This window comes from Roseateles sp. P1_C6, from assembly GCF_056406315.1.
Genome location: NZ_JBFUAK010000002.1, coordinates 211698 through 224951, shown reverse-complemented (window position 1 = coordinate 224951; position 13254 = coordinate 211698). Strand labels below are relative to the sequence as shown.

Here is a 13254-nt window from a genome sequence, read left to right as displayed (position 1 = left end):
TCCTTGGCTTGTGGCGGACCGGCGGAATCGCTGGCCTCACTCTCAAGACGGATCAACCGCGCCGTTTGTGACGGGAACGGGCTCGCCGCTTCTTACTTCGCCGTCGCCACCGCCGCCAGCAGCATCCAAGCCGAGTGCGGCAGCCACTGCTCCACCCAGCGCCACTGCGCATCGTCTGGCCCCGGGCCGAAGGCGATGCCCTCGCCCGTGTCGCTGCCCACCGCGCCGGTGATGCCGTTGGAGATGCCGCCGGCAAACATGTCGCCCGCGCTGGATGGCACGGCCGGCGGGTTGCGCTGGCCAAAGCCGTAGAGCATGGAAATGCCATACGGGTTGCGGCCCAGCGTCCAGTCGAGCTGGCTCTGCGCATAGCCGGCCCAGTCGGCCGGCATGCCGGCGCCGACCTTGCGGCCCGCGACGACCATCGCGGTGCTGAGCGACGCCAGCCGCGCGCTCTCGCCCTGCCACCAGTAGCCGGTCTCGTTGCGGTGTGGCATGAAGAAGCCCTCCAGCACCTCGCCGTCGGGCCTGCCGCCCTTGGCGAGCTGGAAGGCCTGGCGCGCGTAACCGTAAGGGTTGGACACGCGCTGCGTCAGCTCGATCTCGTGGCGCAGCGCCGCGGTGATCGCGGCGCCCGCTTTCGCGCGGCGCTGCGCGTCGGTCTCGATGTCGAGGTAGTGGCCCAGGCTCAGCGCAGGCATGCCGGCTTCAACCCCGTGGTAATAAGGCCGCGAGCCACCATCGCTGACGAAACCGCCGGCCGGGGTCTGGCGCGCCATCAGCTGGCCGGCACGCACACGCGCCGCCTTGAGGAAGCGCGGCTCGCGCGTCGCATGGAACAGCTCGGTGGCGGCCATCAGCGCCGTGTAGTCGTCAATGATGTTCTCGACGCCGTCGGCGCCGTACTGCGCATTGAACTGCTGCAGGTGATCGAAGGCCCGCACCGCGTCGGCCAGGTAGGTCGCGCCTTCGAACTCGCCATGCCGGCCGGACTGCTTGGCCAGCAGCGAGGCCCGCGCCAGCGTGGCGATGGCCAGGCCGCCGCCCGCGCGATAGGCCGAGCGGTAGAGCTTGGTGTAGGTACCGTCCTCGCCCTCGTAGCCGACGACCATGCGCTCGGCGCCCTCGCCGCCCCATTTGTCGAACACGGTCGTGTAGAAATAGCCGTCGGCATCGAGGATGCGGTGCAGGTAGTCGGCGCCCCAGAAGGCCTCGTCCTCGACACGCCGCTGCAGGCCCGCGCGGCGGTACAGGTCTGCCGAGGTGTGGGCCGTGTAGGCCAGCACCCAGGCCACCATGGAGGTCTGCTGCGGGTTGAAGAAGTTCGCGTAGCCGAGGTGTGACAAATACTTGCCGGTGTCGCCACCGGCGTCCTTCCAGCCGCCCCAGACGTTGACGTGGCGGTCCGTCTCGAAGATGCGGATGCGGCGATCGCCGTCACCGGTGTGGCGGCTGCGGTGGAAGTAGTCCAGCGTCTTGTCGGCAATGGTCGTGAACAGCGCCCGGTCCTGCACGCGCACGGGAGCGGACAGCACGCGGGCGCTGCCCAGCGTGACCTCGACGCGGTAGACACCCGACGCTTGCAGCGACGAGAAATCGACCTCGAAGTAGCGCTTGCCGGCGCCCCAGGCCGAGAAGTCCGGCAGCGCCTTCAGCGCGCCCTGCGCGACGACCTTGCCGCCGGCCAGCACGCGGTAGCGCCCGGCTTGCGCCGGGCCCGTGGACTCGACGATCGCGCGCTTGGGGCCGACGCGCTCCAGTGCCACCTGGTTCAGTTGCACCAGCAGCGGCTCGGTGGGCAGGCTGACCGAGACCGTCGTCACCGGCGCCGGCGTCTGGGCCCGCAGGCCGGCGGGCAGCAGCGCCGCCCCCGCGGCGAGGGCGATGGCGTGGCGCCTGTTCATGCGGTCTCGATTCATTGCCAGGCCATGTTCTTGGACCACTTGACGCCGGAGGTCGGGCACTTGCCGCTGTTGTCGGGGTAGCTGCTGTTGATGACCTGGTTGACGACGCTGACGCTGTTCATGGCCGGATTCTTCTTGTAGATGTCCAGCGCCATGCTCGCGCGCCAGCAGTTGCCCGCATCGTCGCCCAGGCTGCCGGACTTGAGCCAGCGGATGTACTGGTCGGTCAGGTAGGTGGCGAAGCAGGTCTCGTTGCTCATGCTGCCGCAGTTGCCGGCGTTCTTGACCGAGGTGAAGGCCGAGATGCTGGCGATGGAGCCGGTGTTGACCTGCACCTGGAAGGCCAGGCCGACGAGGTTGTATTGGTTGAAGGCGGTGAAGCCTATGCCCTTCAAGGCGGCGAGCACCGGCAGCAGCTTGTCGTTGTTGATGTGCGCGTAATGGCTCATCACATACTTGTCCTGCTGGCTGTCGAAGGCCGACTGCAGGGCCTTGCAGATCTTGGTCAGCGCCGCGCGCTTGGTCGAGTTGGAGCGGCTGAGGTTGGGATAGGGGTCCAGCTGCGAGTCGTCGGCCTTGAAGTTGCCGGCCGACACGCCGGTGACCTGCACGCCCCAGTTCTTCATGTCGGTGTTGGTCGCGCCCGTCTTGCCGAGTACATAGGGCGCGAAGGCGTTCTTGAAGTAGTCGGGAAAGTCGCCCACCGTCGTCACGCCCACCGGACCGAAGGTGTTGCCGCGGTAGTCGGAGATGCCCACGCTGGCTTCGTAGTCCACCTCGCAGTAGCGCCAGGGGCCGACGTCCTGGTAGTTGGTGGTGCCGTTCTCCGGATAGGCGTCCATGCTGAGCACGGCCTGCCATTGGGCCACCGTCAGCTTGCGGCTCTTGTCGAAGACATTGCCGTACACGCGCGAGTCCCCGACGGGAATCACACCACTGGCAGCGGCGGGCTGGACCGCCGTGACCACGGCCTGGCCGCTGGCAGTCTCGGTCTGCGTGTACAGCCAGCCATCCTGAACGAAGGCCGTGCTCTTGGCGGGGTTGCCGGCCGAGAGTGCGAGCGAAGACAGGCCCAACAGGGCGACAGCCGCACAGGAGCCGATCCGGAGTGATTGCATGTTTGCCTCAACGAAGTCTTGTGGCCATGGCCACGGGTTGTTGATGCCCAGAAGCGGCGCCAAGAGCGCACCGCCGGCGAGGAGAGCGCAACTTCACTGCTGGATGCGCCGGGCCAGACCTCGTCCCTCCAACGGGACCATGGGGCGCGAATGTAGGGCCGCCTAGCCGGCATCGTCAATATTTAAATCCAATGGTTGTTTAAATTTATTTCAAAGGCGCCAGACGACAACGCTGCCGCCTCGGACAGAATCGCGGCCTGAGTCCAGCCCCCACCTATCATGGGCGCCACGAAAGCGCCGTCAGCACGCATGAGAACCACCGGCCGAGGAGCCACCCAACAGTCCAGCGCCCCCTACAACCGCCGCGTGGTGCTGGACTTCATCCGCCAGCAAGGCGCCGCGTCGCGCAAGGACATTGCCGACATGGTGTCGCTGAGCGCCCAGACGGTCGCCAACATCACCAACGACCTGGAGGCCATCGGCCTCATCGTTTCGCGGCGGCTGAAGGTCGACAAATCCCGCGGCCAGCCGCCCATCGCCTTCGAGCTGAACCCGCAGGCGGGCAACGCCATCGGCATCAGCCTGGAGCCCGGGCGCGCGTCAGCGGCGCTGGTCAATCTCGTCGGCGAGATCCGCCACCGCTGTGAGGTCGAGATGGACACCAGCGACCGCCGCCAGATGCTGGCCGCGATGCTGCAACTCGTGGCCCAACTGCGGCGCGAGTCGAGCGAGCGGCTGTGGGGCATAGGCGTCGCCCTGCCCGGCCCGCTGGGCCACACCGACATCAGCTTCATCGGCCCGACCGCGCTGGAGGGCTGGAACGATTTGTCGGTGCTGGACGAGCTGCACGAAGCCACCGGCCTGCCCTTGTTCTACCGCGTGGACAGCGTTGCCGGTGCGCTTGGTGAGACGCTGTTCGGCGTTGCCAAGCACCTGGACGACTTCTTTTACCTGCACCTGGGACTGGGCCTGGGCGGCGCGCTGGTCATCGGCCGCTCGGCCTACCCGGGCGCGGACGGCAACGCGACCGAGATCGGCCACGTGCCCATCGTGCCCGGCGGCACGCCCTGCTACTGCGGCAACCGCGGCTGCCTGGAACGCTATGTGTCCATGCATTCGCTGGCCGAGGCACTGAGCGTGTCCGACCACGATGTCTGGACGCTGGATCTCGCACAGCGCCTGCAGCAGCCTGGCGACGAAGCCCTTCACCGCTGGTGCCGCCAGGCGGCCGACCGGTTGCGGGACGCCGTCTGCATGATCGAGAACATGCTGGACCCGCGCGCCATCGTCATCGGCGGCTCCGCGCCCAAGGTGCTGGTGGAGCACCTGGTGGCGCTGGCCCAGCCCTGGCATCGCTCGGTGCGCGGCGGCATGGCCAGCCCGGAGACACGCATCGTGCTGTCGGACCGGCAGGACGACAGCTCCATCCTCGGCGCGGCCGTGCTGCCCATCTACGAGATGCTGTCACCGCGCCTGGAAGTGCTGCAGCAGGACCGCCGCGCAGACGTCGACGTGGCCGAACTGATGGGCCACCGGCCAACCGGCAGACGGGGCGGATAAATATTTAAAACCACTGGTTTTATTTATTGACAGACGATTCGGGGCGCTTCTATAGTCAGCGCCATGGACACGGATCGCGCACCCCTTCGCCCCCACCAGGGCACCAGCCTCAGCATCGTTGGCGACGTGGGCGTCGACCTGGTTCTCGGTTCGCTGGAGGCCTGGCCCGAGATCGGCACCGAGCTGCTGATGCCGCGCAGCGAACTGCGCGCCGGCGGTTCGGCCGCCAACGCCGCCCTCGCCGCCCGCCACATCGGCCTCGCCACCCAGCTGATCTCGGCCGTGGGCAACGACCACTTCGGCCACTGGCTCGCCGAGCAGTTCGGCGGCGTGCGCACGCACCTGGAGGTCTGCGACTGCGAGACCACAGTCTCCGTGGGCCTGATGCATGCCTGCGGCGAGCGCAACTTCTTCACCACGCACGGCCACCTGCAGCAGCTGTCGGTACAGCATGTGCTCAAGCATCTGCAGCCAACGCGCGCACCGGCCATCGCCCTCTTCACGGCGCCCTTCCTGCTGGCCGGCCTGCGTGAGCGGTACACCGACCTGATCGCCGAAGCGGCCACCCGCGGCTACCGGATCGCGCTGGACACCGGCTGGCCGCCCGAGGGCTGGGACCGCGACGAGGTGCGCGGCTGGCTGAAGCACTGCGACCACCTGCTCATCAACGAGCTGGAAGCGCGCAGCATCGCCGGCACCGAGGACCTGGACGCCGCCATGGCGCTGATCGTGCAAGACCTGAAGCCCGGTGCCAGCATCATCGTCAAGGTCGGCGCGCAAGGCGCCATCGGCGTCGAAGCCGGCCGCCACGTCAGCCAGGCGGCAGAACCGGCCGACATCTTCGACACCATAGGCGCGGGCGACGCCTTCAATGCCGGCTACCTCGCGGCCCGTCTGCGTGGCGGCACGCTGGCCGATGGCCTCGCCTCCGGCTGCCGTACCGCCCGCGCCATCCTGTCGCGCTTCCCGCGCAAGACCATCCACGCCGGCGAGTTCGCCGACTGCGTCGCCTGACCGCCGCAAAGCCATGAAGCACCGCGCGCTGATCGTCGGCTACATCCTGCTGATCTGGTTCGTGATCTCCTTCGTCACCAACCTGATCGGCCCGCTGATGCCGATCATCATCCAGGACTTCCACCTCAGCCTGGCGATGGCGGGCTTCCTGCCCTTCTCCTTCTTCCTCGCCTACGGCCTGGTGTCCATTCCCGGCGGCATGCTGGTGGAGGCCAGGGGCTCGCGCTTCACGCTGCTGGTCGCCTTCGCGCTGAACTTCGGCGGCTCGCTGGCCATCGCGCTGCTGCCCAGCTACGCGACAGCCATCGCCGGGCTGTTCGTCATCGGCCTGGGCATGGCGCTGCTGCAGGTCGTCATCAACCCGCTGATGCGCACGGCCGGCGGCGAGGCCCATTTCGCGTTCTTCTCGGTGATGGGCCAGCTCGTGTTCGGCCTCGCGTCCTTCCTGAGCCCGCTCGCATTCAAGCTCTTGATGGAGCGCCCCGGCGCCGCCGCGGCGGGCCTGGCCTGGGTGCCGTTCTACTGGGTGTTCGCGGCGGGCTTCATCGCCCTCATCGCCGCCAACCAGACGCTGCCGCTGCCCCAGGTGCAGCTCAAGGACGACGAGCGCGTCGGCGGCTGGGCGGCCTACCGCGAGCTGCTGGCGCGGCGCGATGTGCGCCTGTTCTTCCTGGCCATCATGGCCTACGTGGGTACGGAACAGACGCTGGCGAACTGGATGTCGCAATTCCTCACCACGTACCACGGCATCTCGGCCACCGACGATGGCGCCGACACGGTCGGCCGCTTCTGGGGCCTGATGTCGCTGGGCTGCCTGCTGGGCCTGGGCCTGCTGAAGCTGTTCGACTCCCGCGCGGTGCTGGCCGGCTTCACGGTGCTGGCAATGGGTTGCGTCGCCCTTGCGCTGTTCGGCCCGGCCAATGTGTCGCTGTGGGCCTTTCCCGCCTCGGGCTTCTGCCTGTCGGTGATGTTCTCCATCGCCTTCTCGCTGGGCCTCAACTCCGTGCCCCGCCACCACGGCGCGTTCTCCGGCGTGCTGTGCACCGGCATCCTGGGCGGCGCCGTCGTGCCGCTGATCGTCGGCGTGCTGGGCGACGCCTTCGGCCTGCGCGCCGCGATGGCCCTCGTCTTCCTGACGCTGGCCTACATCCTCAGCGTCAGCGCGTGGGCCAGGCCACTCGTGCGCAACGAGACGCTGTCCGTGGCGCAACTGCTTTCCCAGATCAAGCCCAAGCCAAGACCCAGGGCCTGAATTCCCTGCATGGCATCTGGCGGCCACCGGCCGGGATGCCTCCTGCCCGACATGAACCAAGGAGCGACCGTGATGAGACCCAACCGAGCTGGATTCCACCGAACCGTCACCGCCACGGCCGCCGCGCTGCTGGCCTGCCACGCCGGCGCCGCGCTGGCGCAGGAAGCCACCGACAAGCAGGACAAGAACGAGCTGCCCACCGTCGTCGTCAACGCGACGCGTGTCAACTCCAACCTGCTGAAGACGCCGGTGGCCGTCACCGCCATCACGCAGGAGGCGCTGAGCCGCGAAGGCATCCACGACGTGCGCGGCCTGTCCGGCACGATCCCGAACTTCCAGATCTCCTCCGGCGCCGACTCCGGCATACAGATCAACATCCGCGGTGTCGGCTCCACCAACTTCACCGAGATCGGCGACCCCGCCGTGGGCCTGCACGTGGGCGGCCTGTATTCGCCGCGGCCGCAGGGGGCGCTGGCGCTGATGTTCGACCTGGAGCAGGTGGAAGTGCTGCGCGGCCCGCAGGGCACGCTGTTCGGCCGCAACTCCACCGGCGGCAGCGTCAACATCATCCCGGCCAAGCCCGACTTCGCTTCGACCTACGGCAATGTCGAGACCGACTTCGGCAGCTACCGCAAGCGCCAGCTCAACCTGGTGCAGAACATCCGCGTGAACGACAAGTTCGCGCTGCGCGCCACCTTCAGCAAGGTCAAGCGTGACGGCTGGATCAACCAGCAGCAGGACTTCACCGACGTCGACATCCCCGAGCACGGCTTTCACGCCGACGGCATCCCCGACGTCGACCAGCGCCGCAACACGCTGGTCTCCAAGAGCAAGTATTACTACAACCGCGACGAGTGGGCCGCCCGCATCGCCGGCCGCCTGAAGCTCACCGACAACCTCGAGTGGCTGCTCGCCTACGAGAAGTTCCAGAACAACAGCGCCGGCGACATCGCGATGAAGGACTGCGACATGGCCGCCGGCACGGCCTTCGCCTGCACCGGTGGCAAATGGGACGTCAAGGTCAACGTGCCGGGCAAGACCGACATGTCCATCGATACCGTGCGCTCCAACCTGGTGTGGAACCTCAGCCCGAGCTCGAGCGTGGAGTACGGCTTTTCCTTCGCCAACCAGAAGCGCTCGCAGCAGGCCGACGACGACGGCGGCTACCACCCCATCGCCAGCCAGGTGACAGCCAGCCTGCCCGTGGGCCCCGATGGTGACTGGGGCACCTGGCCCGTCTCCGACATGACCTCGTTCACGCTGGGCTCGACCTACAAGTCCAGCGTGCATGAGCTGCAGTTCAAGCACCACACGGACAACCTGCAGCTCGTCACCGGCCTGTTCTGGATGCACGAGAAGAACGCCATCGACTACGCGCAGGAGCAGCTCGTCACGGCGCCCTATGGCTTCCCGACCAGCCAGTTCTATCACCAGCCCGACCGCCAGATCGACGCCAAGGCCGTGTTCGCCCAGGCCGACTGGAAGTTCGCGCCGACGTGGACGGCCACGCTCGGTGCCCGCTACAGCTACGACAAGAAGACCGACCGGAACGGCCAGGTCTTCGGCGGCTGGGACGGCTCCACGCCGGCCTACTACAACGGCCTCTACCATCCCGGCACGCCGGGCGACCCCGATTTCCGCGCCCACAACGGCCGCGACCTGACCGAAAAGATGGGCCCGTTCGCCGGCACCGGCGCCTATGCCGAATGGGGTGCGCCCGCGGGCAACGACAACTCGGAGAGCTGGAAGAAGATCACCTACCGCCTGGGCCTGGCCAAGCAGCTCACGCCGCTGGACATGATCTACACGTCGCTGTCCACCGGCTACAAGGCCGGCGGCTTCGGCGACAAGGACGACCGCTGCGGCGGCCATGACTGCGTGGACGGGCCGGCCGGCCCGCAGTACACCTTCTTCTCGTACAAGCCCGAGACCGTCACCAACCTCGAGTTCGGCTACAAGGGACTGATGCTGAACAAGCGGCTGAGCCTGTCGGCCACCGTCTTCTTCAGCCGCTACAAGGACATGCAGGTCACCGGCGACAACTTCGCCTCGCGCATCAAGCGCACGGAGCCCTGCCCCGACGACAACCCCACCTGCGACATCGTCACCAAGTGGCAGACGGTCAACGTGGGCGTCGTCAGCATCCCCGGCCTGGAGCTGGAGGTCGACTACAAGCCCTGGCCCGGCGCGCGCGTGGGCGCGTTCTTCAGCTACATCAACAGCAAGATGAAGAACTACCCGTCGTACAGCGACAGCTGGAACTGCGGCGTGCGCGAGGAGGTCGGCGCGCCGCACTGCCCCGAGCCCTACAGCGGCCCCATCCGCGAGTTCGCCGGACGCCAGATCCTGGACATCACCGGCAACCACCTGCCGCTGTCGCCCAAGTACAGCTTCGGCATCAACTTCTCGCAGAACTTCGTCTTCGCCGAGGGCTGGGAGCTGACGCCCTGGGTCAACCTGAAGTGGCAGGACAAGATGTACTTCACGCTGCTCAACCTGGACAACCCGCACATCTCCGACGGGCAGAAAGCCTTCACCAAGATCGACGCCAGCCTCAAGCTGCAGGCGCCCAAGACCTGGCACGCCGAGCTGTACGTGCTGAACGCGACGAACAAGATGACCAAGAACGCGGTGCAGGACGGCGGCGGCTTCGTGCGCGGCTACTGGAACGACCCGCGCACCTACGGCATCCGCGTCGGCATCGACTACTGACCCGGGCGCCCCACCGCTCGTGCCAGCACGGCGCCGGAGGAGCGTCGTCGGCCTGGACTCGGCCTGGTGCGCGGCGTAGGATCATTTTTCGCCTTGCCGGCCGAGCCGCGGCGACAAGTTCATTGTGTTTGGCTTTGACGGAGCGTCATATGAGCTATCACTTGGAAGGTCGTCTGCTCGAGGTTTGCAACTGCAACGTGCTGTGTCCCTGCTGGATAGGCGAGGACCCCGACAACGGCACCTGCGACACCATCGTCGCGTGGCGCATCGACAAGGGCGTGGTCGACGGTGTCGACGTCAGCGGCAACACCATTGCGGCCGTGGCCCATGTCCCCGGCAACATCCTGCAAGGCAACTGGACCGCCGCGATCTTTGTCGACGACCAGGCCTCCGCGGCGCAGGAAGCGGCGCTGCTCAAGGTCTACACGGGTCAGGCCGGCGGGCCGGTCGCCGATCTCGCCGCGCTCATCGGCAAGGTGGTTTCCGTGGAGCGGGCACCGATCAAGTTCACCGTGTCCGACGGCAAGGGCATTCTTGAGATCGGCACCGACTACTACGCGGAACTCGAGCCCTATCGCGGCGCGATGGGCGGCCTGACCACCCTGTCCGACACCGTGTTCTCGACGGTGCCGGGAGCGCCCGTGTTTGTCGGCAAGGCGCCGACCTATCGATCCAGGAATCCCGCGCTGGGCATCGACCTGGACCTCAAGAACCACAACGCGCTGCAGAGCACCTTCGTCTTCGACGCATGAGCGCCGCTGGCGGCGCCGTACCGGCGCGCCCGCCCGCCGGCGACGCCCGCCACCGCCGCGTGTTCCTCGCGGTCCTGAGCGCCCTGGCGGTGCTCGCCTGGCTGGCGCTGTGGGCCTGGGCGCGCAGCCCCTACGGGCGCTACCTCGATCACGGCGACTGGACCACGTCAGGTCCGGCCGCCTTCGTGTGCCGAGCCATTCCCGGCGGCGACTTCATCGTGCCCGCGCTGCTCTACGCCGTCGCGTGGATCCTGATGACCACGGCCATGATGCTGCCGACCACCCTGCCCCTGTTCAACGCCTTCGATCGCCTGACGGCGCGGCGCGCGGACCACCGGCGGCTCCTCGTGCTGCTGGGCCTGGGGTACATGGCGGTGTGGGGCGCCTTCGGGCTGGCCGCGCATGTGCTTCACGCCGGGCTGCTGTCGCTGGTCAACAGCGTGCCCACGCTGGCCTGGCATGGCTGGCTGATCGCCACGGCCATCATTGCGCTGGCCGGGGTCTTCCAGTTCAGCCGCCTCAAGCACCGCTGCCTGGAAAAGTGCCGCACGCCTTTGAGCTTCGTCATGGAACATTGGCGCGGCCAGGCCGAGGCGCGCCACGCCTTTGCCCTCGGCGCCCACCACGGGCTGTTCTGCGTCGGCTGCTGCTGGGCGCTGATGCTGCTGATGTTCGCGCTGGGCACCGGCAGCCTCGGCTGGATGCTGCTGCTGGCCGCCGTGATGGCGGTCGAGAAGAATGTGCGCTGGGGCCACCGGCTGAGCACGCCGCTGGGCGTCGCGCTGCTGGGCTGGGCGGCCGCCCTGGTGACCACCCATGTCTGAGCCGCGCGCCGGCCCGCCGCTGCCGCAAACCGTGGCCCTCACCGCGCTGGCGATGCTGGCCTTCGCGGCAAATTCGCTGCTGTGCCGGCTCGCGCTGCGGCAGGCGCTCATCGATCCGGCCAGCTTCGGCAGCATCAGGCTGGTCGCCGGGGCTCTCACGCTGGCGGCCATCGTGCGATTCCGGCCGGGCCCAGCCGCCGCGGTTCATTCCGATTGGCGCGCCGCCGCCATGCTGTTCACCTACGTCGCCTGCTTCTCCTTCGCCTATCTCAGCCTGTCCGCGGGCACCGGCGCCTTGATCCTGTTTGGCGCGGTGCAGGTGACGATGTTCAGCGCGGGCCTGCGCGCCGGCGAGACGTTCAGGCCGCTGGCCTGGTTCGGCCTCGCGCTGGCCGTCGCGGGGCTGGTCTATCTGGTATCGCCCGGTGTCGCCGCGCCACCCCTCCTCGGCGCGGCCATGATGGCGCTGGCGGGCATGGCCTGGGGCGTGTACTCGCTGCGTGGTCGTGGCGTGAGCGACCCGCTCGCCGCGACGGCTGGCAACTTCCTGCGCGCCACGCCACTCGCCCTGCTGGTGAGCGTGCTGCTCGCCCGCCAGGCGCATGCGGACACGGCCGGCGTCGCACTGGCCGTCATCTCGGGGGCCGTCACGTCGGGCATCGGTTACGTCGTCTGGTACGCGGCGCTGCGCGGGCTGCCCGCGCTGCGCGCGGCGACCGTGCAGCTGTCGGTGCCGCTGATTGCCGCATTGGGCGGCGTGGCGCTGTTGTCGGAAGCGCTCACGCCGCGCCTGCTGGCGGCCTCGGCGGCCATCCTTGGCGGCATTGCGCTGGTGCTGGCCAGCAAGTCGCGCAACACGCGCCCGCCGCGCTAGTGGCCCAGCCGGGCGCGCGTCTGCGCGAGCAGGTCCGCCGGGCTGGGTTCACCTGCGCTCATGGCAGGGTTCTGGCCGGCGCCACAACGGCCGGCCGGCGCAGGCCGACTGCGCCAGCGCCAGCAGCGCGAGCGCGGCGGCAGCGAGGCCGGCGGACAGCACGGGCAGCCAGGCCAGGCCCATGCCCGCGCGCAGCGCCTCGGCCCCCAGCCACGCGGCGCCCGCGTTGCCCAGGTTGAAGGCGGCGATGTTGAGCGTGGAGCCCAGCGAGGGCGCGTCGGCCGACTCGACCAGCACGCGGCTCTGCAGGCCCGGTGCGGTCGCGAAGGCGGCCATGCCCCACAGCACGATGCAGACCACCACCAGCGCCGGCACCGCGAGCACCGCGTGCAGCGCCAGCTCCACCAGCATCAGCGCCACGAGGATGGCGGCCATCGCGCGCTGCGGCCAGCGGTCCGCGGCCCAGCCGCCCAGCACGTTGCCCACCGTCAACCCCAGGCCGAACAGCACCAGCACGCCGTTGACCTGCGCGGCGCTGAACTGGGCCTCGGACTGCAGCATCGGCGCCAGGAAGGTCAGCGTCGTGAAGATGCCGCCAAAGCCCAGCGCCGTCAGCCCCAGCGCCGCCAGCAGCCGCGGCCGGCGCAGGATGGCCCAGCTGCCGGCCGAGGCCGATGCCGCACGCAACTGCATGGACCTGGGCACCAGCACCAGCAAGGCCAGCAGCGCCACCAGCCCCAGCGCGCTGACGGCCCAGAACGTAGAGCGCCAGCCCGCCTGCTGGCCCAGCCAGGCGCCCGCCGGCACGCCCAGCACATTGGCCAGCGTCAGCCCGCTGAACATCAGCGCGATGGCCGAGGAGCTGCGTTGCGGTGGCACCAAGGCCACGGCCACGGTGGCGCCCAGGCCGAAGAAGGCGCCGTGCGTCAACGAGGCCACGATGCGCCCGGCCATCAGCCAGCCATAGCCGGGTGCCAGCGCGCACAGCACATTGCCGAGGATGAACAAGACCATCAGCCCCGACAGCGCCCTGTAGGGCGGCAGCCGCGCGGTCAGCACCGCCAGCGGCGGCGCGCCCAGCGCCACGCCCAGCGCATAGCCGGTCACCAGCAGCCCGGCCTGAGGCAGGCTGCTGCCCGTGTCCGCGGCCACGGCCGGCAGCAGGCCGACGATGACGAACTCGGTCGTGCCGATGGCAAAGGCCGCCAGCGCCAGCGCCAACAGCGGCAAGGGCAGTGTCCAGC

At 68.7% G+C, this 13254-nt stretch carries 10 protein-coding genes; 7 read left to right on the top strand and 3 right to left on the bottom strand.

The features are described from left to right. Window positions 1-92: 92 nt before the first annotated feature. Window positions 93-1904, bottom strand: coding sequence for a glycoside hydrolase family 9 protein (locus AC1D29_RS04020; protein WP_477894606.1), 1812 nt, complete (start codon window positions 1902-1904; stop codon window positions 93-95). A gap of 11 nt (window positions 1905-1915) precedes the next feature. After that, the gene (locus AC1D29_RS04015; protein ID WP_477894605.1) at window positions 1916-3022 is read right to left on the bottom strand and encodes a hypothetical protein; all 1107 of its coding nucleotides are present in this window, start codon (window positions 3020-3022) and stop codon (window positions 1916-1918) included. A 309-nt stretch (window positions 3023-3331) separates the two neighbouring features. On the opposite strand from AC1D29_RS04015, the gene AC1D29_RS04010 reads away from it, so the two are divergent. From AC1D29_RS04010 to AC1D29_RS03980, 7 genes are all read left to right on the top strand, one after another. Continuing rightward, on the top strand, window positions 3332-4582 hold the full coding sequence (locus AC1D29_RS04010; protein WP_477894604.1) for an ROK family transcriptional regulator: 1251 nt from the start codon (window positions 3332-3334) through the stop codon (window positions 4580-4582). 63 nt (window positions 4583-4645) lie between these two features. Then, window positions 4646-5596: a carbohydrate kinase family protein gene (locus AC1D29_RS04005; protein WP_477894603.1), complete on the top strand. Its 951-nt coding sequence runs from the start codon at window positions 4646-4648 to the stop codon at window positions 5594-5596. 13 nt (window positions 5597-5609) lie between these two features. Further along, window positions 5610-6848 carry an MFS transporter gene (locus tag AC1D29_RS04000; protein WP_477894602.1) on the top strand — a complete coding sequence of 413 codons (1239 nt, stop codon included), beginning with the start codon at window positions 5610-5612 and terminating at the stop codon, window positions 6846-6848. Between the two features lie 72 nt (window positions 6849-6920). Next, window positions 6921-9560, top strand: a complete 2640-nt coding sequence (locus tag AC1D29_RS03995; RefSeq protein WP_477894601.1) for a TonB-dependent receptor — start codon at window positions 6921-6923, stop codon at window positions 9558-9560. Window positions 9561-9709: 149 nt separating this feature from the next. Next, window positions 9710-10312, top strand: a complete 603-nt coding sequence (locus tag AC1D29_RS03990; protein ID WP_477894600.1) for a DUF1326 domain-containing protein — start codon at window positions 9710-9712, stop codon at window positions 10310-10312. Further along, a complete protein-coding gene (locus tag AC1D29_RS03985; protein ID WP_477894599.1) occupies window positions 10309-11136 on the top strand; it encodes a DUF2182 domain-containing protein in 828 nt (275 codons plus the stop codon). Before AC1D29_RS03990 ends, AC1D29_RS03985 begins: the two co-directional genes overlap by 4 nt. Further along, entirely contained in the window at window positions 11129-12010 is an 882-nt protein-coding gene (locus AC1D29_RS03980) for a DMT family transporter (RefSeq protein WP_477894598.1), read from the top strand. Before AC1D29_RS03985 ends, AC1D29_RS03980 begins: the two co-directional genes overlap by 8 nt. 48 nt (window positions 12011-12058) lie before the next feature. Here AC1D29_RS03980 and AC1D29_RS03975 read toward each other — a convergent pair whose 3' ends face one another. Next, window positions 12059-13246 (bottom strand): MFS transporter, encoded by a 1188-nt coding sequence (locus tag AC1D29_RS03975; RefSeq protein ID WP_477895161.1) that lies wholly within the window; start codon window positions 13244-13246, stop codon window positions 12059-12061. Window positions 13247-13254 lie beyond the last annotated feature (8 nt).